Here is a 26,224-nt window from a genome sequence, read left to right as displayed (position 1 = left end):
GGGATGGCCCATGACGGCGGCCCACGGTCCAAAGCCGGAGTGAGGGCACTCCGAGCCTAGGCGAGGAGCCGAGTGGTGGGGCAAGAGCGTTTTGCTTACTTTTGCGCTTTTCAAAAGTCAGCCGCTGTAAGAGCGGAACCAACAGCCGCCATCACCCAAAAAACGGATAAGCACTCAACCGCCCACCAAAAACCCAAGTCATTTCCAGCGATCCGTCGCCGCATGATCACTGCTACGCCCCTCCACCCAACGCGGCCCCTCGCTGGTATTTTCCTTCTTCCAAAACGGCGCCCGGGTCTTCAGGTAGTCCATCACAAACGCACACGCATCAAACGCAGCCTGACGATGCGCACTGGCAACCCCGACAAACACAATCGGCTCCCCCGGTTCCAGCGCACCGATGCGGTGCAGCACGTCCAGCTTCAGCAACGGCCAGCGCTGCTCAGCCTCCACGACAATCTTGGCCAAGGCTTTTTCGGTCATGCCAGGGTAGTGCTCCAGAAACATCCCCGACACCTCCAGGCCATCGTTGAAATCACGCACATAGCCGACAAAACTCACCACCGCACCCACGCCAACATTCGCCGCGTGCATCGCATTGACTTCAACACCCGGATCAAACGCCTCGGCCTGCACCCGAATCGCCACGGTCAACCTCCAGTCACTGGCGGGAAAAATGCCACTTCGTCGCCATCAACAAGCGGCTCGTCCAGCGAACACAATTCTTCGTTACGCGCGCACATCAGGCTGGCCTCGTTGAGCACGGCAAACTCCGGGTCACCGGCCAACGCCAGGCGCACCGCGTCGACGGTCGCGAATTCGCCTTCCATCTCCAGCGAATCAAAACCCACGGCTTCTGCGTAGCGCGCAAAAAACAATACGGTAACGCTCATGCCTGGTCCGCCTTGAAATGCCCGCTTTTGCCGCCCAGTTTTTCCAACAGGCGAATACTTTCGATGGTCATGCCCCGGTCCACGGCCTTGCACATGTCGTAGATCGTCAGCGCCGCGACGCTGGCGGCAGTCAGCGCTTCCATCTCGACGCCGGTCTGGCCAGAGAGTTTGCAACGCGCGAGGATATGCACCGCGTCCACGCCATCGGCGCTCAGCTCGACCTTGACGCCAGTGAGCATCAGTGGGTGGCACAAAGGGATCAAATCACTGGTTTTTTTTGCCGCCTGAATCCCGGCAATGCGGGCCACGGCAAACACGTCGCCCTTGGGGTGGGCGCCGTCGACAATCATTTTCAGGGTCTCGGGCAACATGCGCACCCGCGCTTCGGCCACCGCCTCACGGAACGTCACGGCTTTGTCGGTGACGTCGACCATGTGGGCGCGACCTTGGGAATCGAGATGAGTCAGCACAGGGATACTCCTGATCAGGAGCGGCAATTGTAAACCCGTGAGTCAATTTTGCGCAGGGCTGTTTATCCCATGAATAAAGGGGCGCAGTGCGCCCCTTTATAAACAGCATCGTGCGTCAGAAGCGGAACGTAAACCCGGCATTGATCCCGTTGTTGTTGCCACGGTTGGACAGCAAGCCGCTGTAGCTCAAGGACACCAGCGTGTCCTTGGTCAGGGCCATTTCCGCACTGGCCTTGATCACCGCGCCATCACGGGCCACGGGCACGCTGTTGACGGCGAAGGCCGTGTCGCTGCCGGCAAACTTCAGCGAGGCTTCACGATCGGTATCGGCAAACTGATGCTCCCAACCCAATTCACCGCGCAACGTCACCGCCGAGGTCGAGCTGACCGGCAATTGGGTATGCGCACGCAGGCCCAAAGTCGAGAGCGTGGCATCCTGGCTTTGCTTGCTGGCATGCAAGGCTGCCGCGCCGCCCTTCTCCTTGAACGAGTCGCTCTGATAATTCAGGTAAGTCAGGTTGGCAAAGGGCTCGACGAACGCCCATTGGGTGTAACCGATTTCGGCAAATACCTGATCGGTGCGCGCACTGTAATCAGCCTTGTCGTAGTCCGACTGGTTGGCGTAAGCCACACGCCGCGAGCTGTCGATACGATGCCAGGTGGTGGCGCCACCCAAACGCAGGGCAATGGCGTCAAAACGCTTACCACCGTAGACCGACAGGTGATAGTTGTCGCTGTCTGCCGAGGCCGAGGCGTCACCGTTGAGGTGACTCTGGGTGTAGCCGGTGGCCGCACCCAGGCGCCAGCCGTCGCCAACCTCGGTGTCCAGGCCAAGCAACACACCGCTGGTGGACGAGGAGTAACCACTGGCATTGTTGTCACCGCTGACGTTATTGCGACCGCCCAGCAGTTGCACCCAGCCGCCGTTATCACTGGCCTGGATCTGCGCACTGGAATCCAGCGCCTGAGCCTGTTGCAGGCGGCCGTTGACCGCTTCACGAATGTAACGGCTGTCGGCCATTTGCGCCGCTGCCACATCCGAATGCAGTTGCCCCGAGAGTTGCTTGAACGCGTCCCGCGCCTGGGCTGCCGAGTCTGAGGCCAGCAGGCTTTCATACACCGGGCTGCCGTTGCCCAATGCCTCGGCTGCCGTCGCCACGGCGCGTTCGTTGCGGGTTTGCGCGACACTGGCAAACGTCGTCTGGTTGCGCGCAACCGCCAGGCTCAACTGGTTCGCCTGATAATTGAGCTGGGTGCCGATGAACAGGTAGTTGGGCGTGATCGCCGCAAACCGGCCGTTGATACCTTGGCTGGCACTGAGGATGTTGAACGGTTGCCCCAACAGGCTACGGGCCTCGGTGGCCGACAACAGGTTGGGGCTGTTTTCCAGGGACACGGTCACCACGCCGCCATTGAGGGTGGCGACACCGCTGCTCTGGATCTGATCGCTTTGCCCGTTGGGACCGACCTCTACCGCGTACACCGAACCCGGGTTGAAGGTGACGTCGCCGGTGTGCAGCGTGCCGATCGAATGACCCGGCGCCACGCGGCCGCCGGTGTTGACGGTCAGCGTGCCGACGCTGCCGTTACCGGCCAATGTGCCGCCCAGTGTGGTTGCCACGCCGTTATCTGCGTTCAGCGTACCCACGGCGCTGCCGTCCACGGTCACCGCGGCGGTCAACGCGCCGTCCACCGACAGCTTGCCGCCGCGCACCCAGGTGCTGCCCGAATAGGTGTTCTGGCCTTCCAGCACCAGTTCGCCGTCGCCCGACTTGGCCAGGCTGCCGACGTAGGTGCTGCCGGTGAGCAAATCCTTGCCGCGTGTGAGCGTCGCCTGTTCCCGGGCGTAGCCGATTTCGTATTCAAACTGATCGTCCGCCGAGGCGTTGGCCGGCAAACCATTGAGCCAGCCTTTCTGCTGCTTGGTGACGGCCCAGGTTGCCTGCTCGGTGGCATCTTCGAAACGACGGGCGCGAATCGCCTCATCAGAGATCGGGTTGGCCCAGATGTCGCGGGTACCGGTGGGCAATGCCACCGCCACCGCCCCCAGGAACTGCCCAGGCCCTTGCATGGCTTTTTGCAGGTTGGGCAAGCCCCAGCCACTGACCACGCCCGGCACTTGCGGCGTACCCGGCGCGGCATCGTGCACCGGCTGCAGGTTGTCGTAGGTGCGGCCACCGGTCAGGTCGCCCACCGGCGTGTCCGGTCCGTCCGGCGCTTGCAGGCTGGAGGTGGTGAGCAATACATCGCGAGCCTGGCTGGCGGTCATGTAGGGGAAGCGCTGAATCACCAGCGCCAGCGCACCGGAGACGCTCGGCGCGGCAGCAGAGGTGCCGTTGGCGTTGGGGATGATTTCCCCTTCAGGCCCGGTGGACGGGATGCCCGAAACGCCCATCACACACCACCATTTCGAGGTGCCGCACCGGTTGTACACCTGCGCGCTGGTCTCGTCGTAACCGGTGATCGAGAGGAACTTGGCTTCAATGTCCGGCTTGAAATACGGCAGGTTGGCGTTGGTGTCCGGGTTGGCCCCGTGGCTGTCATTGCCCGCCGAAATGATCTGGATGAAGGTGTTTTGACGCGCCGCGTCAGCCATGGCGTCCATCCAGGTTTTCTGCCCGGCGTGGGCCTTGTCCCAGAACGGGCGATAGGCGGCGGTCATGTCGCGCAAGTTGTCGGCCGCACTGTCGCCGACATTGCCGAAGTGGTTTTCCACGTCATTGCGCGAGTTCTGGCCCCAGCTCTGGTTGACGATCGACACCTTTTTCGCCGCCAGGGCGTTGTAACTGGCCATGAACGCGTTGTAGTCGAGGTCGTTGGAGCCCTGGAAGCGGTTGTCGTCGGTGCCGCCGGTATTGGCGACAAAAATGTTCGCATCAAAGGCAATCCCGTGCATGCCGGTGCCGTTGCGGCTGGCGCCCAGTACGCCGGACATTTCCGTGCCGTGGCCGTCGTTGATGACCGGGTCGTACTCACCGGAAATACTGAAGTGTTCGCCTTTTTGAAACTTACCGTCCGGGGTGTCGTGGAGATAGCGCGGATGGGTGGCGTAGTACTCGCCGGTGGACGTGACCGCCTGCACCCGGTTTTCGCCCTGCGCATTCTTGCCCTGGAATTCGAAGTGTTCGGTGAGGATGCCGGAGTCGAGCACGCCGACATTCACGCCTTTGCCGGTCATGCCCAAGGCATACGCGTAATACGCGTTGGTGCGGTCCAGGCCGGAGTTGACCTGGGCCTCCGGGGTTTTCCAGGTTTGCGCGTTGGCACTCCAGCCCTTCGTCGCTTCTGCCCAGGACTGGCCGGCGTTGAGTTGCCCGCCGAGGTTACTGCTGACGCCCGGCTCTACGTAGGTGTAGGGCTTGGCCGCCGGCAGGTTGGCGATGATCGCCTTGGAAAAGTCGAGAATATTGGTGGTGTAGCGGCCGCTGTTGCTGAACAGCCGGCTGCGGTAATAGTCCAGGCGCGAGGCATAGTCCAAAGGCCGCCGGGTATCGCCAAGCATGGCGCCGATGGTCAGGTTTTCCGGCTGCAGCTCATAATTCTGCTTGAGCGCCGAATCGAACTTGCCGGACTGCGTGGCAAAGTCCTTGGCCGCCAGATCAACGATGTCCGCGAAGGCAAAACGCAGGTTCTTGTAGACGTCGGTGTTGGGGCCAAACGAAGCAACGGCTTTGCGGAAGGCCGACTCCAGCACGGGCGCCGTGTAAGGGTTGCTGTCATCTGCCCAAGCCACGGATCCCTGGCCCAGCCATAAGGCCAACCCGAGCGCGATGGGCGTGAGCGGTATCGATCTGAAACCTGTGGTGCCTTTGCCGTGAGACAAAGTGATGCCATTACCTGCTACTTCCATGTTCCATTCCCTTTGGATAGGTGCGTCGTCAATGAGCGATGTATCGGGCTTTTTGTAATAGGCAGGGTCACGCTGAAAACCCAAGGAGGTCTTCAAAACGTCGTCGAATCAGGAGGTGGTTTCCGACGGGGGTCACGCAGTGTTCTTATTATGTTTGGCGATAAAAAATGTAACAAAATAAATACAAAGACCACAAGCACCCAAGGCGCATTAACGAAGGCAAATGTCGCTAAAAGCAAAAACCCCGAATTTCGCGAGAAATTCGGGGTGGTTCGTGGCATTTAGCCACCAACTACGACAGGGCTGTGTTTATAGATGAGACTCGGCGTACTCGGCCAGAATCGAACGAGGAACCCCTTGCAGCGCGATGTGCACGCCGTTCGGGAAGTCTTTGAAGCGTTCCGTCAGGTAAGTCAGCCCGGAGCTGGTCGCGGACAGGTAAGGGGTGTCGATCTGCGCCAGGTTGCCCAGGCACACCACTTTGGAACCGGCGCCGGCACGCGTGATGATGGTTTTCATCTGGTGCGGCGTCAGGTTCTGGCATTCATCGATCAAAATCAGGCTTTGCTGGAAGCTGCGGCCTCGAATGTAGTTGAGGGATTTGAACTGCAACGGCACTTTGCTGAGGATGTAGTCGACGCTGCCATGGGTGTTTTCGTCATCCATGTGCAAGGCTTCGAGGTTGTCGGTGATCGCCCCCAGCCACGGCTCCATTTTTTCCGCTTCGGTGCCGGGCAGGAAACCGATTTCCTGGTCCAGGCCCTGCACGCTGCGGGTGGCGATAATGCGGCGATAGCGCTTGGTCACCATGGTCTGCTCGATGGCAGCGGCCAGGGCGAGGATGGTTTTCCCCGAGCCTGCAGCGCCGGTCAGGTTGACCAGGTGGATATCCGGGTCGAGCAGCGCGTACAGCGCCAGGCTCTGGTAGATGTCACGCGGTTTCAGGCCCCAGGCTTCCTGGTGCAACAGGGGTTCCTGATGCAGGTCGAGAATCAGCAGCTTGTCGACCTGGATCTCTTTGATCCAGCCCACAAAACCCTGTTCGTCGATGATGAATTCATTGATGTGTACTGCCGGCAGGTTGTCGATCAGCTGTACCTGGTGCCAGGTGCGACCGTGGTCCTGACGGGTCTCGACCTTGCTCACAAGGTCCCAGAACGAGCCGGTTACTGTGTGATACCCACGCGAAAGCATCGACACGTCGTCGACCAGTTGGTCGGTACTGTAGTCCTCGGCGGCGATCCCACACGCTCGTGCCTTGAGGCGCATATTGATGTCTTTGGTCACCAGCACCAGGCGCAGGTCCTTGTCGCGCGCGTGCAGGTCGATCAATTGGTTGATGATTTTGTTGTCGTTCAGGTTTTCCGGCAGCAGGCTGTTGGGCTCGCTGCGCTTGTTCATCAGAATCGACAGCAAGCCCTTGGGCCCGCTTTTGCCACGCTGGATCGGCACGCCGACTTCAACGTCTTCGGGCGACGCTTCTCCCAGGGTCTTGTCGATCAGGCGGATCGCCTGGCGGCATTCGGCGGCAACGCTGTGGTGCCCGCTTTTGAGTTTATCGAGCTCCTCAAGCACGATCATCGGGATGGCGACGTGGTGTTCTTCGAAGTTAAGCAGTGCGTTTGGATCGTGGATCAGTACGTTGGTATCAAGCACATAAAGGATTGGCTGGTCGGAAGAAGGGTTACGTCCATGATCATCCATACTCGGTCACCTTTGTGGGAGCCAGTCGACGCAATACCTGGGCGGTGCTGCGCCTCGATTCGACCACCGAATGCACCTGAGGGACGTCAAGTGCATGCCCACATGAGGAGTCTTGGAAGACGCCACCTGTGTTGCAGGTTTCGGCGATCTGACTTCGTAATACCGCAAAAGCCATGACAGGAAAAAGCACTTTGACGCTTTTTTGAAGTTTATTTTTCAGGATGACGAATAGCACTAGCCGAGTGCCAGGTACCCCGTTAAAGTCGGAAGTCCGCCTGCATCGAATTGTCGCAGGAAATCACCCCAAAAACGCCTCATCCCCAACAGGGCCGGGCACTTCGCCGTTTTAACGAAACGCTTCCCGGCAGTCCTGCCAACCCAGCCCACTTTGCGCCGTTGCCTGCATCAACAGCGGCAATGCCACCCGCGCCTTGTCCTGGGTGTCGTGAAACACAATCACCCCTTTGCGCCACAACAGCATCAGCGTCAACACGCGCTGCGCCGACTCCTCGGCCTTGAGCTTGCCCGGCTCGTCCTGGGAGTCGATGTCCCACAACGCCACCTGCAAACCCTGGGATTGGAAAAAGCCCTGGCTGTCTGCGCGGCGCTGGCCATATGGCGGGCGAAACAGCGGCACGTAGTTTTCCGGCATCAGGTTCTGCACCAGCGATGCGCTGCGGGTGATTGAGCTTTGCCAGTCAACCCAATGGCTGTGAGAACGGTATTGCCACCCCTGAATGCCGACGCACTGGCCCTGGTACAGCGCTTGTACATCGGCGGCGGAACTGCGCTCTACCCGGGTTTGCAGGCTGCTGCCGAGGGCGAAGAACGTAGCGTTGAGCTTCTGTTTGCGCAGGTAATTGGTCAGCCAGTCGGTGTTGCCGCTGACGGGCGCGGGGCCGCCGTCGAAGGTCAGCAGGAACAGGCGGTCGTTGAATTCGTCGCCATTGCGTTCGTGGTCGCCAAAGCGTGCGACTTCGCTGCTGATCTGCGGGAACAGCGCGGCTTTGCGCAGCAATTCGTCGAGGTAGCGTTCGTGGAAGTTATGGCTGGGGCCGGCCCAGCCTATATAGAACGAGTTGTCGCTGACCTGGAATTTGCCGGCCTGCTCGCGCAGGTCGTCCATGCTTTCGACCAGGTAGCAGAAGGACGCGTCTTCGTCACAACTTTGCTGGGCGAAGGTGTAGTTTTCCAGCAAACGTTGCCACAGCTGGCGGCGCAGGTCGTCGATGGCGGCCAGGTTGATGATTTTCAGGCCCAGGCGTTGTTTGAGGGCGGTTTCATCCTGGTTTTCGCTGGCCAGGAGGCTGTGGGCGAACATCAGGATTTCGGCGCGTGAGGCCACGTCGAAGAGCGCCGGGCTGCTGAGTTTTTCGGGCCAGGTGCCACGGTCCAGGCTCGCCACATCCACGGGAGCGGCATGGGCGTTCAGGCATAGCAGGCAGGCGGATAATAGGAGTGCAATTCGCACCGAGGGTCTCCCTTTCCAGAGTCGTCGGGCACTATAGCTGATCGCCGGGGCGGTAATGGGTTGGTGTGTCTATCCGTTATTTGGGTAATGGCTGCGTATGGTTCCGCTCTTACAGCGGCTCACTTTGGAAAAGCCCCAAAGTAAGCAAAGGGCTCTTGCCCCTCCACTCGGCGCCTCGCCTAGGCTCGGCATGCCCTCACTCCGGCTTGAATCCGTGGGCCGCCGTGACGGGCCATCCATGGCCCAACACGGCTAACCCGGCTCCTGCCGGGTTACCCACGGATTCAAGCCTGCGTGCGGCCGTCGTGGTTAACGGGGCGCCTGAGATCAAGATCAAGATCTAAAGCACGGCGGCCTGAAAGCCGACCTGAGTGGTTGAAGCAGAAGCAGGGCAACAGCAGAGCGGCACATTCTCTATCTGATGTAATGAGATCCAAATGTGGGAGCGGGCTTGCTCGCGAATGCAGTGTGTCAGCCAATGAATCTGTTGACTGACACACCGCCTTCGCGAGCAAGCCCGCTCCCACAGTTGGAACTCATTACATCAGGTAAAGGTTGTGCTGCTCTGTTGTTGCCCTGCTTCTGCTTCAACCACTCAGGTCGGCTTTCAGGCCGCCGTGCTGTAGATCTTGATCTTGATCCAGGGCGCCCCGTTAACCACGATGGCCGCACGCAGGCTTGAATCCGTGGGCAACCCGGCAGGACGCCGGGTTAGCCGCCCCGCGCCATGGATGGCGCGTGGCGGCGGCCCACGGATTCAAGCCGGAGTGCGGGCACACCGAGCCGGAGGCGAGGTGCCGAGTGGAGGGGCAAGAGCCCTTTGCTTACTTTGGGGCTTTTCCAAAGTGAGCCGCCGTAAGGGCGGAACCCTAAGCAGCCCTCACCGCAGCAACGGATATGCTCCCACCCAACAAAGCCATCACTCCTCTTCACTACCCTCCGCACGCCAATAACCTACAGCCTTGAGAAACGCTTCATCAACCCCGTGCGTATCCAGCAACACCCGCCGCACCTGGCGTGACAACCTGGTTTCAGTCGCAACAAAGCTGTACAGCGCCCCCCCAGGCAACGTCAGGTCCCGCACGGTCTGCAGCAAATCATCGATCCCTCGTAACACCCAAATCACCTCAACATCCGCCGCACTGCTGAGCACCTGTTTCTCGCCGGCATCCGCAATCTCAATCACCGCCAGCACCGTGCGCCCCGCCGGCAATTCGTCCAGGCGCCGGGCAATGGCAGGCAACGCCGTTTCATCGCCGATCAGCAAGTAGCTGTCGAAAATGTCCGGCACGATCATCGAACCCCGTGGCCCGCCGATATACAGGTGCTGGCCAACTTTCACCTGATCAGCCCAAGTCGAGGCTGGGCCATCGCCGTGCAACACAAAGTCGATATCCAATTCACCGAGGCTTAGGTCGTAACGCCGCGGCGTGTAATCGCGCATGGCCGGCTGCGGGCCGTCACCCTTGATGTTGAACGTCGGGCTTTCCAGCGCGGCCTGTTCGGCGGCGTTCTGCGGAAACAGCAGCTTGATATGGTCATCGCTGCCCAAGCTGATAAACCCCGCCAATTCTGGCCCGCCCAGGGTAATGCGGCGCATGCGCGGCGTGATATCGACCACCCGAAGCACTTCCAGGCGGCGACGTTTGATTTCGTGGGTAACGCGGTGGATAGCGTGCGTATTCATTGGTCTTTCCCGTCGGCGATGGATTGGGCGGTGCGGTTGAGCAGCGCCGCGACACGAACGATTTCTTCCGGGCTCCAGCGCCCGTGATGCGAATGCAAGGCATGGCGCAGGTTGTGCACCGCCTCGTGGATTTCGGGCGGGCGGTCCTGGCCACGCAGCGAGCGTTTGCTGACGTCAATGCGCATGCGCACGCCGTCCAGTGCAACCTGTTGCTCGCTTAAGAAGAGACGACCGGCGTCGGTGATTGTGTAGCGTTTTTTTCCGCCATCGGCGTCGCCCTGGATCAAATCGCTTTCTTCCAGAAAGGTCAGCGTCGGGTAGATCACGCCGGGGCTTGGGGTGTAGGCGCCGTCAAACAGGCTTTCGATGCGCCGGATCAGGTCATAACCGTGGCAGGGCTGTTCGGCGATCAACGCCGGCAGCAACAGTTTCAAATCACCGGGAGCAAATACCCGGGGGCCGCGACCGCGGCTGGCGCGTGGGTCAAAGCCGTCGCGCTGGTGAGGATGGTCTCGCATGGTAAGCGCCTCTGTGTGTGTCTAGATATAACGTAAGATATATCTTAATGAGTGGCAAACCCGCCTGACCAACGGTGCAGGTGGCTCCTAACCCCTGGCGAAACCGGCAAACCGGCGCCCGATAACGTCACTCAACACCCAATAGCCAACGCATGTATTTACAAATCATTCGCATAAGAAAGTTTAACCCCGTGCGCGTTTGTCATAGTGTTCTTACAGAATTTTTATCAAAGAAACTCACAGTAATCCCGCGATGTAGTCCATTACTTACAGTCAATAAATAAGTTTTGGCTAAAGGCCACTTTTTTCGTGCTATTAAAGTTTATTCAAGCTACGCGCGTTAAAGAAAGACCCTGCTTACTTGTCAAAACAAACTTTGGATACTTGCCGGCATTGATCGGGTGCTTGCCCGTCAATACAAGTTTTTGGAAATTCAGCTTTCCAGAAGCGCCTAAAAACCGATGTTTCAAGACAGGTATCCCGTTATGTTGAAAATGTTCGCTGTTACCGCTCCACTGGTTGCGGTCGCCCTGAGTTCCTCCATGGCCTTTGCTGCCGATGATGCGCGCACGGCCATCAACATCAAGGCAGACATTCCGACCAAGCAGTTCCACGCCCAGCCTCGGGACCCCAATTTCGGTAAAGACGAAACCATGAACTACAACGTCGTCAGCGGTGAGCTGAGTTCCCTGCGCGCGACGTTCGACGTGAAAAACACCGACGGTTCGGTACACGCCTATATCGAAGGTGGCCCGACGGCGGCCGCACTCTACAACGGCAGCAACAGCATCCCGCTGACCAACACCTTCAACGGCATCGTGCTCACTGCCACCCCACAGGAAGTGGTTGATGATCCTCAATCCACCCCGGGCACCCAGGCTGATCTGGTGATCACGCCGACCAAACCTACGGTTGATCAGGTCGGCCTGTACACCGCCAGCTACACCGTGATTTTCGACGCCGTGCCGCGTTGATCTGAGGGTGGCCTGCAGCACCCCGCGCCCGCGATGAGCGCGGGGACTTGAAGAAGTGTCGTTCGCGCCGTGGCGAGCGACCCGTTTTAGCCTGTACGAGCGAGTATTCCTTTCATGTTTTCGATGACGCCGATTGCGAGTGCGCTTGCGCTGTTGTTGTGCGCCAGTGCTTTGGCTGCACCGACGGCTTCCGCCACTACGCCGGGAAGTTTGTTATTGCAGGCAAAGGAATTGCCCAAAGAGTTTGAAGCGCACTTTTTTGATGTGCCGTTGGCGGTGCGCGTTGAACTGGACCAACAGTTTCTCGGCGAAGCCATGATTGTATTGGGCCGCGACGAACGTATCACCCTGTTGGAGTTTACCGACACCGACGGCAGCCCGTTTTCCGCTGCCAGACGCGACACCTGGCAGCAACTTCTGCAACAAGGCATGCCCTTGGGCGGTTGCGCAGCCCAGTGCCCCGAACAGTTATTGGCCGTGCATTATGGCCTCGACAATTCCCTGGTATCGATCCTCACGGAAAACGTCGAGCGCACCACCGACATCAAACGGTTTTATGATCAGCCCGACGCTGGCAGCCTCGGCTTGATCATCAACAACCAACTCAACCTCACCGGCGGGCAGGACGCGGATCTGGGCGGGCGCTATGGCGTGGAAGCCAGTGCCAGCCTGGGTAACTGGTCCCAGGCGTTGAACCTGCAATTGTCGCGATTCGGCGGTACCGACACCACCCTCTACCACGCCATCCACGAGCTCTATACCCAGCGCGAAATGGAAGGCAATTTTGTCCGGCTGGGGTATTTCACTCCCGGCTCCGATGGCCTGACCCGCCAGATCCGCTCTTTTGGCGCCAGCCCCGACACCGCCATTGGCGTCATGTATGGCAGCTCCGACAGCCTGTTGATCAACAACCCCAAGCCCAGCGTCTACCCGATGTACGTTACCGCCAGCCGCCAGGCCGTGGTCGAGATTTATCGCAACGGCCTGCTGATCAATAGCCAACCAGTGGCGGCCGGGCTGCAAACCCTCGACACCCGGCCCTTGCCCGGCGGCATCTACGAAGTGGAAGTGCGCCTGATCGAAGACGGCTTCACCACCTCCACCACCCAAGAGTTGGTCTACAAACCCAATAACTGGCGCAACGCCGACGAGCGCTGGCGCTACAACAGCTTTTTTGGCAAGGAAACCAAGCTGCTGAGCAACTGGGACGAACAGTCCAGCGGTTACCTGACTTACGGCGCGGGCCTCAATTACCTGGCGCACCCGCGGGTGATCCTTGGGCTGGCGACGCGCAAGGTGCGCGAGCAAATGCAGTACGGCACCTCCATCGACTGGACTTTGGCCAGCAGCGCCAGCCTGTACGCCAACGTCTACCAGACCCAGGACCACGGCACCGGCATGGACCTGCAAGCGATGTACAGCTATGGCCATGGCAGCCTGGTGTTCAGCCACAACCGCAGTTGGCTCGACACCACACGCACCTTTCAATTGTTGCCTGACGGCACCCGCACTGAAACGCGCAATGTGTTTGTGGGCCGTACCAGCAACTCGTCGCTGTCGGTCAACCATCGCCTGAGCAACAAGAGCTCGATCAACTCACGGCTCTCTTACAGCCAAGGCAACATCGAAGGGCTCGGCCTGGACCTGGGATGGACCCAGCGCACCGTGTTGCTGGGCAGCGATGCCAACTGGCGCGTGTCGGTGTTTGACCGTCCGGCCACCTCCAGCACCGGTGACCGGCGCAACCGAGGGGTCGACCTGACCGTCAGCGTGGCCCTCGGCGCACCGGGCGAGCAGTGGTCTGCCAGCGTCGGCACGCGGACTGCGCGTGATGGCAGCCGCGACAACAATGGCTCGCTGACCTACCAGAAAACCCTCGACGACCACCTGCTGCAGAGCGTCTCCGGCACCGTGCTCGCCGACACCTATGGCGTGGGCCTTTCCGGGCGCGCGAGTTTCAGCAGCGATGCGGTGTATGGCGACACCTTCGTGCAGCGGTCCTCATTCAACAACCAGTTGACCGGTGGCCTCAACCTGAGCAGCACGGTGGCGGTGGGCGGTGGCAAGGCGGTATTGAGCAGCCAGTCACAGGGCACCGGGGCCGGGATGATCGTCGACGTGGAGTCGGACCTGGACGACATTAGCCTGCGCGCCGATGACCTGACCGGAGGCAGCACGCGCCTGCGACTCGGGCGCAATTTCGTGCCGATCACAGCTTACAAAAACAGCACCCTGGCGTTTGACTTCGAGGGCAATCACCCGCCGGCCGCGAACATCCAGCCGGCGCGCAGCCCCTACCACTTGAACAAGGGCGGGGTGGAGTACCGCAAGGTCAGCGTGATGAAAACCGTCACCGTGCTCGGTCGCCTGCTGGATGCGCAGGGCAACCCGCTCAAGGGCCATCACGTGATCAACCACGCCAGCCGTGGGGTCAGCGAAGTGGACGGGTTCTTCTCGATGGAAATGAACGCCGGATCGCCCACCCTTGAAGTGCGCTTTGCCAACCAATTGCTCTGCCAGTTCCGGCTTGACCCAAGCCAGGCGCGCCAGGAAAGCGATGTATTGCTGATCGGCGATTTGCGCTGCACGCCGGATACGTTAGCTGACCTGGCCACCACCTCACCCACGGCAGGTTGATGGCATGAAGAAGGATTTATTGATGAGCGTTTTAACCCGCGGGTTTTGCGTGGCGATTTTGTTGTCGAGTACCGAGTCCTATGCAGGCAACGCCGAGATTACGGCTGAGTTTCGTCCGGACCCAGGCAACCCGACGGTCAACCGTTTCAAAAATACGACGCCGAACACCGGCTATTGCGAGCACTTCATTGGCTACTGCGAACCCCGGGGCTTATTCAGTCTCAACTTGCCTTTGGGGCTGCTGCCGCAGACCGTCGGCGGGCCGGTGCCGGCCAACCACGCAGACCCTCGCCAGGGCGCGTACCTGAAAGTGCCGTCAGAGTGGCGCATGGTCACCGTGAGCAATGACGTGGGCGATAGCGCACAGTTGGAAGTGCGCATCTCGGGGATCGGTGGTCGGGCGGATCACTATGGGGATGTGGTCGCCATGACCGGCGGTGGCGGGTACGACCAGTTATGGAGTACTCGTCGGTGGCACAACGCGCCGGCGCCGTGCACGCCCACTGGCGGTCTTAATGGCTCCAGCTACTACGTCCTGTGGTTCTGGATGGTGCCGGAAAACGCGGGGGCCTGCGCGACTCAGGCGTTGTTCGATCTGCCCAGGTTCGAATATCGCTACGTGCATTTCGGCTATGAATTACGCACCCCCAATCCACTCGCCATGCGTGCGGGCATCTATCGCGGCAGCCAAACCTACACCGTCGGGCCTGGGATGGACTTCGACTTTGGGGACAACGTTATCCCCAATGACAACATTGCCACCCTGGATTTTGTGTTGGCCGTCGATCACATCCTGGCGGTGGAGGTGCCGCCCGGCGGCGACCGTATACAACTCGAGCCCCAAAATGGCTGGCAAGCCTGGCTGCAGAACGGCAGAAAACCAAGCCGCTTGTTCCGCGACCAGAGCGTCAACCTCTGGGCCAGCTCTGCTTTCAAGATGACCCTCGAATGCCCGGCGCCGCTGGGCAATACCTGCAGCGTGGCGAATGCTGCCGGCGATCAGGTGCCCTTGGACGTGGCCGTGAGTTTGCCCTCGGGCATCAGCGACAGCGCCGGGCGCCCGGTCATCCGTCTGCCCTTGCGGCTGGACGGCAGCGGCACCGAGTTGTTCCAGCCGAGCCGATACATCGATCGTAAACCCGGCACGTTGCATTTCGAGATCAAGGCCGACGCTGTCGCACAGATGCTGGAACAGCCCGGCAGTACCTATTCGGGCGCCGTCACGGTGGTCTGGGACTCTGAAGTTTGACCATGAGGTTTTTACCAATGAAACGTTTGTTGATGCTGTGCGGTTTGTCACTGATGTCGCTGGGAACTGTGGCCGGGCCACAAATCAATGTCGGGGTGGTCTACGACTACCTCAGTGGCGATAAAAGTACCTACATGAAACGGGTGTTCAATGGCGGCACCTCCACCGCATTCGTCAAGGTCAATATCCTGGAGATGATCTACGCCGACGACGGCAGCTACCGTGAAGTCCCGCTCAAGGACCAGGCCGATTTGAAGTCACGTGATGGCTTGATGGCCAGCCCCGCGCGGCTGATCGTGCCAGCGAACGGCACCCAGGGCACACGCCTGTTGTTCATGGGCAACCGCGACAAGGAGCGTTACTTCCGTGTGCGTTTTGTGCCGGTGGTGCCGCAAACCGAAGATGACTTTGCCGTCACTGAGCAAGAACGCGACGCCTACAAGCAAAGCCTCGCTGCCGGGGTCAAGGTGCTGGCGGGCTATGGCACGGTGTTCTTCGTGCGGCCCAAAAATACCCGCTTCGACACTGCGCTCGACGACAGCGCCAAGCGCTACACCCTGCGCAACAACGGCAACAGCGTGGTGGTGATCGATGAGTTCAAGGACTGTGCCGCCGGCTCGCCGCAGGACTGCCGCCCGACGATCAAGCACCACGTGATGGCTGGGCGTTCGTATGGTTTTGACAAAGAGCCGGGGCGCGAATACCGCTTTCGTCTGTTGGAAGGCGACGCGACCAAAACCATTGAGGTCAAGGGATGAACCCTTGGCACCCTTTGCAGGGGTTCAACATGATGAAAATAGCGATGCTCGCGTTGTTGGCAATGACCACGCTGTTGACCGGCCGTCACGTGGAGGCTGCCGTTGAGCGCGAAACTTTCGAGGTGTCCGTCATCATTCCCACGGCGGACTTTTATGTGCTGCCGGTGGACCCGTTGCTGGTGCAACAGGAACAGTCCCTGGCCTACAACCCGGTGAGTTCGCAGTTGGCCACATTGCGCGCGCCGTTTGATGTGAAAAACGTCGCGGGGGGCATTGGTGCGCGCCTGGACCAGGATGCCTATTTGTCCAATGGTGCAGACCGCATTGATTTGCGGGTGGCGTTCAATGCCGTCGAGCTTGGCCTGACCCAGGCTCAGGTGGTGTCCAGCGCCGAGGCTCGGGCCGGCACGCGCGTCGGGCTGGAGATCACGCCCATCAAGCCGGATGACGACTATCGTCCCGGCAACTACTACGGCACCGTGCACATGGTGTTCGATGCGATTGCGCCAACCTTTTAAAGGGACCACGAGCCATGGCAGCCTTCCTGAATTCCGGTAGCTTATTATTTTGTTTCTTGTTCGCCGCTGCACTGTCGGTATCGGACCGGGCAGCGATAGCTGCGGTGCAAAATATCAGCGCAGAGTTTCGCCCCGACCCTAGCAATCCGATGATCAACAAGTTCAAGAACACTACGCCGGAAAGCGGGATCTGCCCTTGGCATATTCCGGATATTTGTAAACAGCTAGGAATCTTCAGCATCCGAACCACGGATATCCAGTTCAATGCCATCACACCTATTCAGGCCAATCACACTGACCCCCGCAAAGGCGCGATGTTTCAGTTACCCACCCAGCGCCGGCCCATTCAGGTGATGAATGTGGTGACAGGCAAGACCGAGACCGTGTTGATCCGCATCGCCGGCATAGGTGGCAAGTACGTGTTACCGGCTCCGCTCGATCATTCGGTTTGGGCCAACAGCGCCTATTCATGGTTGTATCCCCAACCACCTTGCCAAAGAACTTCCTACGCAATTGGTGATACCCGCTCCCTGCTGTGGTCGTGGATTGCGCCACTTAACATCGGGGCGTGTGATGTACAGGCAGTCAAGGATATCCCGACCCTGTTTTACGAAACTTTCGAGTATTCCTACGAACTGACCACCCCCAATCCGTTGCTGATGGATGTAGGCCAGTACGTCGGCTCTATCACCTACACCATCGGACCGGGAGCGGATTTTGATTTCGGTGACATCATGCAGCCCACCGATAATGCCCTAACGTTCAACTTTACCCTGGACGTGGATCACCATCTCAGGGCGGAAGTCCCGCCCGGAGGTAATCGTATCCAGCTCGAACCACAAGGTGGTTGGCAAGCCTGGCTTCAGGCAGGCCGTAAACCGGCGCGACTGTTTCGCGATCAGACCGTCAACCTGTGGACCAGCTCTTATTTCAAAATGACCCTGGAGTGCGGGGAGCCGTTGGGCAACACCTGCAGCCTGCGCAACTCGGCAGGCCACCAGGTGCCGCTGGACGTGGCCGTGAGCCTGCCGACTCACCTCACCGACGATGCCGGGCAACCGGTGAACCGCCTGCCATTACGCCTCGATGGCAGCGGTACCGAGCGGTTCCAGCCGCTGGCGTACATCAACCGAAAACCGACCACGCTGCACTTTGAAGTCAAGGCCGACGCGGTGGCACAGATGCTGGAGCAGGGCGCCGGCAGCACGTATTCGGGCATCGTCACAGTGACGTGGGATTCGCAGATCTAGCCCTCAAGGTTGCTGCGCCAGCGCCTGGCGAGTGAGCTGGCGGCGCAGCGCCTTGTGTTCTTGCGCGAGGTTTTCCAGCAGCGCTATGTAGTCGGCGTCGGGCAGCGGCTGGCCGCTGAACGCTTGTTCACGGGCAATGCCCAGGCTATCGGCCACCTGTTCCAGGGCTTGCCGGAGCGTGGCTTTTTCGCTTTCCGGCGTTTGCAGGCGCTCGGCCCAGGCCTGTTGGGCCTGTTGCAAATCGTCGACCAGTGCGGCCTTCTCCTGAAGCGCTTCGGTGTGGCGTTGCAACGCCTCGCCGTGGGTCGCTTCCAGGTAGTCGTCCCAGAAATCCACCTCCAGCATACGGTTCACCAGCCCATCGCCCTGCTCGCCATCCAGCACGCGGTGGTACGCCGTTTCGAGTGCCTGCGGCTCGACCCCGCCGGTGGTGCGATACACCATGTGGTCCGCCAGCCAGGGCAGGTCCAGCCGTTGCTTGAGGCCGGTCTGGTAGGCGCCGTGCACCTGCACTTCGTCCACCGTGCCGGGCACACCGTTGATCACCTCAGTGGAAAACCGCAACCCCAGGCCGCCGCGTTCGGGCGGTGCGACGCGTTGGGCGACATCCGCCGCCGCAATGCGATTGACCTGATCCAGCCGCGCCTTTTGCTTGGCCACTTGCGCCAACTTGCCGGCAAATGCCGGCGCCGAGAGCAATGGGCGCTGGCGGTAGATCTCATGCACGAGGGTGTGTACGCCCAGGTTGTTGAAGATCTGTGCACTGGCGTCGGCGCAGTTGCCGGGCGTGCCAGCCATCATGAAAAACCGCTTGCGCAACGCCTCGTCACCTTGCAGGGCGTCGAACATGCGCCACACGTTGCGCGTCAGCGCCTGGCGGTTGTACGCGTACAGTTGGCGGTCTTCAGGGGTTTCAAAAAACTCCGGAAATTTAAGGCTTCTGATGACCTCGAAAAAACCTTGTGAGCCGTGCTCCTGTTCCAGTTCATTCCACTGCGCCTCGCGCCACATCCGTTGGCGGGGGCTGAGATCCTGCAACCAGAACTCGCTGTCTTGCAGGCCGCGGGGCAGGTAGGTGCGATGCGGGTCCAGCCCGGCGGCCAGGCGGTAGCTGACCATGCGTTCCTCGGCGTCCAGGCCCAGCCGATTGCGGTCCAGCCGTGTGCGCGCCACCAACTCGGCTTCCGGCAGCCAGGGCAGGAACTGCGGCACGCTGTTGATCGGGGTGTTTTGCAGGTCGAGCACAAAGTGCGCGGGCCGTGGTTGGTCGAATAGGCCGGTGGGCCAGTCGGCCAGGCGCGTGTTGCCCAGGTACAGTTCGCGTAAATCCGGCATCGCGCTGATATCAGGCGACACCGTCAGACGGCGGTTATGCGACAAGTCCAGGGTCTTGAGGGCGCGTAGCTGACTGAGTTGGCCCAGGCTGTGTTCATCCCAGTGCAGCAGGTTGGCGCCCAGGTCCAGCTGGGTCAGGCGCGGCATTGTTGCCACCGCCGGCGGCAGGGTTGTCAACTGGTTGGCGGTCAGGTCCAGGCACTGGAGGTTGGGGAAGAACGTCAGGAAGTCGGCGCTGGCGTCGTTCAGCGCGGTATCTGCCAACGCCAGGCTGGTCACATGGCCAAACGGCGCACGCAAGGTGGGCATCACCCGCAAGTTGGCGCCCAGCGGCCAGCCTTGCAGGTCGAGGTGACTGCCTGGCCGGCGCTCGCCTAACGCATCGATATAGCCGCTGCTGGAGCGTTCCCAACTTTTGCGCAGTGCTTTGCCCAGCAGTGAGCGCACCATGCGTTCGGTGTGGCGCTGGTCATGGTTGGCCGATTGCGCGGGGGCACGGACCCAGTTTTCCAGGTCTTCGACCAGCTGCTTTTTTTGCACTTCGAGGTCGTCCAATGCCGGCAGGCCCTCGGGCGAATTGTAGGCCACGGCCAGTTCACTGATGCGTTCAGGCGGCAGTTGGGGGTACAGCACCTTGAGCCGTCGCTCGACCGAAGGCGGCGAACCCGGCAGCAATTGGCTGGCCCAGCGGAACCTGGGCATTTGCAGCGGCGCCAGGCGCTCGGGCTCAACGGGTGGGGGCAGCCCAGGGCTGGCGAGCAGCGTGCGACGGGTTTCCAGCGGCGCCAGTTGTTGCATCAGCCAGGCGCGCAGGCGCGGGCCCTCGCTAACGCTGTAGCCAAGGCGGGTACGCGCGGCATCGGGCAGCGCCAACAGCAGGGCGTGGTAAATATCCGTGGCGGCATGCAGGCGTCGGTGCGCGCCGTCGTACACCGCATAGTGCCCATGTTCATCACGCACCAGCAGGCGTACCTGGGTTGCATCGCCGGGCCCGGCTGCGCAGCGCAGCGTACCGCCCGGTTGATGTTGGCGGATCTCCAGGCGCGTCTCGCCAAAGGCGTCGCTGTGCAGCTTGAGGGTGTTGAGCGCCAGGCGCTCGCTGTCGGCACTGAGCGCGCCGCCGCTGGATAACCCTTCGAAGGCATGGCTGCCTCGTGCGTCGAGGGCCATGCCACGGCCCAGGTTCAGCAGGCGCAATGGCAGCCGTCGTTCGGCATTGATGATGTTCAGTTCATCCGGCCGCGCCTGATCCAGCAGGGCGCTGACCACGTGACGGGGCAAGTCGGGAAGGGTGCGCCGTACCGCCAACGCCCGTTGGCTGCTGACGTCTTCGTGCGTGGTGTACAGGTACTCGAATACCTCGCCGTGGTGATCGGCGAGGCGCTCGGCGAGTTTATTGCGCAGGGCCTGGACGCGGGCGGCGCGGTCGACGGGTACATCGCCCAACAGCGCCTGCAGTTGCGCTTCGTCGGCGGCATCCACCAGCCGTTCCGGCAACTTGCCGAGGTTCAAGGCCTGTTCGTTGATCACCAGCACCTGGGTGGCATCGGCGGAGCCGTAGCGGATCGGCGGGCCGGTGAGGCTGTCCCCGGCATACACGTCAATGCCCTGATGCGCCGGCCAACCGGGCAGTTCAACCGCCATGGCCGGGCTCCAATGGGTGTCCTCATCAGCCGGTTCGCCGGCGCGAATGCGCTCAGGCAAACGTCGCGCTTCCTGATTGAGCCGCGCGCGCTTGAGCGCATCCAGCAGCAACGCTGGCGCGGGGCTGTTGTCGGCGTGCAGGGCGCGCAAGGCACCCAGGTCGGTAGCGCTGGCGGCGCGAGCCTGCTCCAGCACCGAGTCTTGCAGGCCTGCCGCCGGAGGGCCCAACCGTCGCAGCAGGTGTGCGCCGTCCCAGGCACGCGGGTCTTCCGCTTCATGGGTCCAGGCGCCTTGGCCGTTGTGGCGCAGCAAAGGTTGATACGCGTCGGCGCGGCGCGGGTGCAGCACGCGGTGTTCGCCGCTGGCCGGGTCATAGGTCACGGCGTAGTGCGTGCCGTCCAGCGGCAAGAGGGTGTCGCCTTGATGTGAATGCAGGCCCAGTGCGTCGGCGGCAGAGGTGGGGGAACGCTCACGCGCGTAGGGTTGCAGGTCGGGGTTCCAGAGGCGCGTCTTGCCGTTGACCTGCACCGGGCGCAGTTGGTTGACGAAGGGCGATGACAGCCGCTGAACGATCTTACCCGCGGCACCGAAGGTCGCCAGTTGTACCGCGCTGGTGACCACCCCCACCAAGTGCTCGGCCGCTTCAAGCTTCTGGCCCTCGGCCAGGTCGACCACGCCTTCCACCACTTCATCCAGCAGTTGGTAGGCGGTATAGGCCAGCATTAACTCGCCCAGAAACGGCACGAACGGTGTGATCACCAGCAGTGCGGCATTGAAGACGTTTTCCAGCAGTTTGCTGAAATTATCCCACCAGGCCCAGCGCGCGCGGCTGTCGCAGTCGGCAGTGGAGACCGCCAGTTGTCGCGCGTCATTGAAGATTTTGTTCAGGGCCTGACGGTACAGGCTGGGCCACAGGTCACCATCAATGCGCACAGCGGCGAAGCGCAGTTGCACCGGGCGCTTTTGCACGGCGCTGAAAAAGTGACCGCGTTGCTGCTGGTCGACAAAACGGCTGAAGAATTGCGCGTAGTCGGCCTCTTGCAGGCGTTTGTTCAGGTCCTCCATCAGGGCCAGGGTGCTGGCGTATTGTTTGAGTGGGGCGGCCGGGTCATGCGGGATATAGGCCAGCAGCGGCACGGCTTCGCGCGCGCTGTCGAGGTCGGCGGCGATCAGCAGGATGCCGGTCAGCAGGGTGTCCATGACCTGCAGGTTGTAAAACCGCATGACCCCGCGTTCGCCCTTGAGCACGCGCGCCAGCAACTGGACCTGCGCGTGGGTGATGTCCTGTTTGAGCAATGCCATTTGCGCAGCGGCGTGCAGGGTGGCTTGCTGGCTGGCGATCACCGGGGCTTGCAGGGTGGGAGGCAGCAGGTGGCGCTGCAGGTGGCGCTGGTATTTGGCCCCCAGGTCCAGTTCGCGGCACAGCGCGATGAACGCGTCGATGCTCATGTGCCTGGCCAGCGCGACCACTTCGAAATGACCACTGGCATCAGGCTTGCTGATATAGCAGGACGCGTCGGTAAAACGTTCATCGGCGGCAAAGTTGTGCAGCGCCGCGTCCAGCAATGACACGGTGCGGCTGGTGGAACCGCTGATGAGGCTGCCTGCCTGCGTGACTAAAAACAGCTGGGCCTGATCGACATCAACCTCGACGCCATGCCTGAGCATCAGTGCTTTGCGCAGCAGGGGCCTGGCGAAACCGTGCAGGTCTTGTACGTCCTGCAGATGCTTGTCGACCTTGTTTTGCGCAGCCCAGGCCAGGCCATTGGCGTGTTTGAGCGCACGTTGATCGTCGAGGGAACCCTCGGAAAACCAAGGCGCTATCGTCAGGGACGCGTCGCCCAGTGCCTGTGCTCGTGGCGGCGATGCCTCCAGCAGCCAGGGAATAGCGTGTTTGATCAGTGAGTCATGCGGGCCCGGTTCGGGCACGGTAAGGGGCATGGTAGATGACCTCGATTAAGGAACGGGTCATCAGCCTAGGGCCTGCAAAAGCGCGCGGGAGTTAGATAGTTAGCGGCGGCTCATCGGGCCTTGAGGGGCGGCAGCGGCAGGTTCGGCGGCCACGCACAGTGAGCCTTCCTGCAGGTAGGGCATCAGAATCGGCGCCATGCCCTTGAGCACCTGCACCGGCAGTGCCGAGGTGAAGGTGAAGTGCTCGGCGGATTGGCCGGGCACGAACGCCGTCAGCGTGCCGAAGTGATGCTCGCCCAGGTAGAACACAAAGGTCGCCGTGCGGTTGATGGATTTGGAACTGAGAATCCGCCCACCGGCGCCGATTGCTTCGATGCGGTTATCCCCGGTACCGGTCTTGCCGCCCATGGCCAGCGGCGTGCCGTCGGCCAGTTTGAAACTGCCGGCCACACGTTTTGCCGTACCAGCGTCGACGACCTGGGACAGCGCGCCGCGCAGGGCCCTGGCAACCTCCACGGGAATCACCTGCTTGCCCGGCGCCGGGTCGTTGACCACGCGGGTCTCGTAGGGGGTGTCGGCGGCAAAGTGCAGTGTGTCGATGCGCAGCACCCTGGAGCGCACGCCGTCATTGAGGATGATGCCCATCAGTTCCGCCAGCGCGGCCGGGCGATCGCCCGAACTGCCAATGGCGGTGGCGAGTGACGGCACCAGGTGGTCGAAGGGGTAGCCCACGGCCTGCCAGCGCTGATGAATGTCCAGGAACGCCTCGATCTCCAGCATGGTGCGGATGCGGCTGTCGCGCGCGCTCTGATGGCGGCTTTTGAACAGCCAGCTGTACACCTCCTGGCGCTCGAACTGGCTGGCTTTTACCGCGTCGGTGAAGGTCGCATCCGGGTGGTTGAGCAGGTAGCCCAGCAACCACAAATCCAGCGGGTGGACCTTGGCGATGTAGCCTTGGTCGGGCAGGTCATAGGTGCCGGGGCCGTAATCCTTATAGAGTTTTCCCAGGCGTTCATCGGTGAGTGTTTGCGTGCTCTTGACGCCGTTCATGTGCGCGCGCACGAACAGGTTGAAACTCTCCTGGCTGGCGTTGGGCAGCAAGTAGCGATGCACGGCGGCAAGGCGTATCGGCGTGGGGTGCAAGCCGTCGAGAAAGGTCTCGAGGCGCGCCTGGGTGTCTTTTTTCTGGTACTTCTTCCAGAACTTGCGCAGGAAGGTGGTGCCTTCGCGGTCGGCGAAACCGGCGAGGTATTCCTGGCGGCGCGGGTCGTTGTCGTCCTTGAGCAACTCGGCGCTGTTGTTTTCGCCCGAGTAAGTGACGTAACGCACCACGTCGCGCATCAGGCGAATGAACGGCAGGTTGATTGATTCACGCAAGGCATCGCGCAAGCTGGGGCTGCGGCCGTTGTCCTGGCTGCGAAAGTTGTGGAAGTGATGCAGCCCGCCGCCGGTGAAAAAGCTTTCGGCGGGGCTGGCGGAATACGTGCGGTCGAGTGCCGCGTCGAGCATCTTGGCCAAGGATTTGTCCGGTGCCTGGATCAGGTAATCGAGGGCCCAGCGGCTCAGGCGGTCTTGGTCATCCACGGTGATTTTTTTCAGCGCGGCGGGGGCTTGCGCGGCGTATTTGTCGTGCAGCTCGCTGATGATCTGCAGGTAGGTGGTGAGCACCCGCAGCTTGGCGGTGGAGCCCAGTTCCAGCTTGCTGCCTTCATTGATGTCGAAGGGTTGGTCGGTGTTGTCGGTTTGCACGCGCACCCGTGAGCCGTCCGGTGTCAACTCGAACAGGGTGAAGCTGTAGCGCACCTGTGCGGTGCTGGCGGGGGTGAGCAGGCGCTCGCCGAGCAGGCCGAGTTGACGCGCGTAGTCAGGGTCGGCCAGGTGCTTGAGGTAGTCGCTGACCTGGCTTTGCAAGTGGCCTTGCAAGGTGCTGGTGGCCGAAAGGTCCAGGCGGTCCAGGTCGTACAGCGGGCGGTCGAGCAGCATCGCCAGGCGACTGCGGGCCAGGCTGATGCCCTTGTTGGTTTCAATCGGCTGCACCGTGGGTTGTTGCACCCAGTCCCGGTACGTCACTTTGCTCGCCAGTGCCGCCTGCAATAAGGCCGGTTCGATCACGCCGTTCTGGGCCAGCAGGCGCAGGTGGCTGTCGGTGAGCGCGGCCAGTTCTTCACGGCCCTTGGCCAGGTAGTGCGACGGGCGACGCTGGGCGATGATCAACGACAACACCTCACGCAGCGCCAAGCCTTGTTGTGCACTCACCGGACCGGTCAGCGCCGTGTTGACCTGGTTGAAGTCGGCGCCGTACCACACGCGCAAACCCTCGGCCATGCCGTGCACTTCACCGTGACCGGGCACGGCCGACAGCGGCACGCTGTTGAGGTAGTCACGCAGGATATTTTTGCGCGCGGGCAGGGTGTCGGGGCCATCGTGATAAGCGCGCACGGCGGCAGAAAACATTTGCCGCAGTTTTTCACTGCCCGACAGGGTCAGGCCATCCGGCGAGTGGCGGTATTTTTCCAGCTGCGTGGCCAAGGTGCTGCCGCCGGCGCTCTGGCCCGGCAGGTGCAGCAGCTTGGCGAGTTGCGACCACGCCGCCTTGGCAAAACGTGGCCAGTCGACTGCGGGGTTGGCCTGGGGTTGAGCGGGGTCGAGCAAGTCGCGGTTCTCGATAAACAGCAGGCTGTTGACCACCAGCGGCGGAATGGCGGCGAAACTTGAGTACAGCTGCTGCGGGTAGTTGTACTGGTAGAGCGGCACGGCGCGGCAGTCGGTGATCGAAAGCCCAGCCTGGATTTTTTCCGCATAGGGCACGAACAGGCCCTTGTTGGCGTAATCCATCAATGCGGGTGAGAACCGCGCCTGTGCGTCGATCACGTAGCCACGCTTGAGCAGGCGTGGCAGGAAGGTGTCGAGGTCGCTGTAGCCCAGTCGGCGGTCGAACGGGCCGGCGCCGGGGTAGACCATGGCATCAGTGGCGCCGGGCTTGATCTGGTAGGTGAGGTCGCGGGCCAGGCGGCTGAGTTCCTGGGCCTGCAGGCGCGAGGTGCGCATCTCTTTGCTGGCGGCAAAACCCAGGGCAATCAGCGCCAGCAGAACAATCAGCCAGAACAGCCGGAGCGCGTAGCGAGGCCGGGGTTTATTTTTGGGTAAAGGCGCTGGGTCCGAACTGCCTTGTAGTTTCGCAGCCTCTTTCGATTCGGTTTGCCACAGTGCGCCCATAGTCGATTGATCCCTTCACGCAGATTGATCGGACATGCTGCAAGCGTAGCCGCTGCAGGCCGGCTGCGAGGAAATTGTGATCGAGTCGTCAACTATGCCGGGTGAGTGGTCTGCGGCGTTTTGTCGCCCTGGGCAGGTT

16 protein-coding genes are annotated in these 26,224 nt (G+C 61.2%); 6 read left to right on the top strand and 10 right to left on the bottom strand.

From position 1 onward, the window contains the following. Positions 1-198 precede the first annotated feature (198 nt). The 8 genes from moaE to WBB95_RS00975 form a co-directional block, all read right to left on the bottom strand. Positions 199-648, bottom strand: coding sequence for a molybdopterin synthase catalytic subunit MoaE (gene moaE, locus WBB95_RS01010; RefSeq protein WP_424485896.1), 450 nt, complete (start codon positions 646-648; stop codon positions 199-201). Positions 649-650: 2 nt separating this feature from the next. Continuing rightward, complete coding sequence (gene moaD, locus WBB95_RS01005) at positions 651-893, bottom strand: molybdopterin converting factor subunit 1 (protein WP_424485895.1); 243 nt, start codon at positions 891-893, stop codon at positions 651-653. After that, positions 890-1,363 carry a cyclic pyranopterin monophosphate synthase MoaC gene (gene moaC, locus WBB95_RS01000; protein WP_122543652.1) on the bottom strand — a complete coding sequence of 158 codons (474 nt, stop codon included), beginning with the start codon at positions 1,361-1,363 and terminating at the stop codon, positions 890-892. The genes moaD and moaC overlap by 4 nt, the downstream gene beginning before the upstream one ends. Positions 1,364-1,478: 115 nt before the next feature. Next, positions 1,479-5,213 (bottom strand): autotransporter domain-containing protein, encoded by a 3,735-nt coding sequence (locus WBB95_RS00995; RefSeq protein WP_424485894.1) that lies wholly within the window; start codon positions 5,211-5,213, stop codon positions 1,479-1,481. A gap of 309 nt (positions 5,214-5,522) precedes the next feature. After that, the gene (locus WBB95_RS00990; RefSeq protein WP_048723779.1) at positions 5,523-6,917 is read right to left on the bottom strand and encodes a PhoH family protein; all 1,395 of its coding nucleotides are present in this window, start codon (positions 6,915-6,917) and stop codon (positions 5,523-5,525) included. A gap of 346 nt (positions 6,918-7,263) precedes the next feature. Continuing rightward, entirely contained in the window at positions 7,264-8,388 is a 1,125-nt protein-coding gene (locus WBB95_RS00985) for a polysaccharide deacetylase family protein (protein WP_424485893.1), read from the bottom strand. A gap of 919 nt (positions 8,389-9,307) precedes the next feature. Continuing rightward, positions 9,308-10,075: a siderophore-interacting protein gene (locus WBB95_RS00980; protein ID WP_424485892.1), complete on the bottom strand. Its 768-nt coding sequence runs from the start codon at positions 10,073-10,075 to the stop codon at positions 9,308-9,310. Further along, on the bottom strand, positions 10,072-10,593 hold the full coding sequence (locus WBB95_RS00975; RefSeq protein WP_424485891.1) for a PadR family transcriptional regulator: 522 nt from the start codon (positions 10,591-10,593) through the stop codon (positions 10,072-10,074). Before WBB95_RS00975 ends, WBB95_RS00980 begins: the two co-directional genes overlap by 4 nt. Before the next feature lie 485 nt (positions 10,594-11,078). Here WBB95_RS00975 and WBB95_RS00970 point away from each other — a divergent pair, with 485 nt between their 5' ends. The 6 genes from WBB95_RS00970 to WBB95_RS00945 all read left to right on the top strand — a co-directional run bounded on the left by WBB95_RS00970 (position 11,079) and on the right by WBB95_RS00945 (position 17,979). Next, complete coding sequence (locus tag WBB95_RS00970; RefSeq protein ID WP_424485890.1) at positions 11,079-11,567, top strand: CS1 type fimbrial major subunit; 489 nt, start codon at positions 11,079-11,081, stop codon at positions 11,565-11,567. Between the two features lie 114 nt (positions 11,568-11,681). Next, on the top strand, positions 11,682-14,204 hold the full coding sequence (locus tag WBB95_RS00965; RefSeq protein WP_424485889.1) for a CS1-pili formation C-terminal domain-containing protein: 2,523 nt from the start codon (positions 11,682-11,684) through the stop codon (positions 14,202-14,204). A 22-nt stretch (positions 14,205-14,226) separates the two neighbouring features. After that, the gene (locus WBB95_RS00960; protein ID WP_424485888.1) at positions 14,227-15,453 is read left to right on the top strand and encodes a hypothetical protein; all 1,227 of its coding nucleotides are present in this window, start codon (positions 14,227-14,229) and stop codon (positions 15,451-15,453) included. A gap of 17 nt (positions 15,454-15,470) precedes the next feature. After that, on the top strand, positions 15,471-16,211 hold the full coding sequence (locus tag WBB95_RS00955) for a molecular chaperone (protein WP_424485887.1): 741 nt from the start codon (positions 15,471-15,473) through the stop codon (positions 16,209-16,211). A gap of 29 nt (positions 16,212-16,240) precedes the next feature. After that, positions 16,241-16,729 carry a CS1 type fimbrial major subunit gene (locus WBB95_RS00950; protein ID WP_424485886.1) on the top strand — a complete coding sequence of 163 codons (489 nt, stop codon included), beginning with the start codon at positions 16,241-16,243 and terminating at the stop codon, positions 16,727-16,729. A gap of 14 nt (positions 16,730-16,743) precedes the next feature. Then, positions 16,744-17,979, top strand: a complete 1,236-nt coding sequence (locus tag WBB95_RS00945) for a hypothetical protein (RefSeq protein WP_424485885.1) — start codon at positions 16,744-16,746, stop codon at positions 17,977-17,979. 3 nt (positions 17,980-17,982) lie between these two features. Here WBB95_RS00945 and WBB95_RS00940 read toward each other — a convergent pair whose 3' ends face one another. Continuing rightward, complete coding sequence (locus tag WBB95_RS00940; protein WP_424485884.1) at positions 17,983-22,899, bottom strand: dermonecrotic toxin domain-containing protein; 4,917 nt, start codon at positions 22,897-22,899, stop codon at positions 17,983-17,985. Positions 22,900-22,968: 69 nt separating this feature from the next. Beyond that, on the bottom strand, positions 22,969-26,085 hold the full coding sequence (locus WBB95_RS00935) for a transglycosylase domain-containing protein (protein ID WP_424485883.1): 3,117 nt from the start codon (positions 26,083-26,085) through the stop codon (positions 22,969-22,971). Positions 26,086-26,224: the final 139 nt, after the last annotated feature.

This window comes from Pseudomonas sp., from assembly GCF_049645325.1.
Lineage (GTDB): Bacteria > Pseudomonadota > Gammaproteobacteria > Pseudomonadales > Pseudomonadaceae > Aquipseudomonas.
The sequence above is the reverse complement of the archived record's forward strand: the minus strand, read 5'-3'. Positions and strand labels throughout refer to the sequence as shown.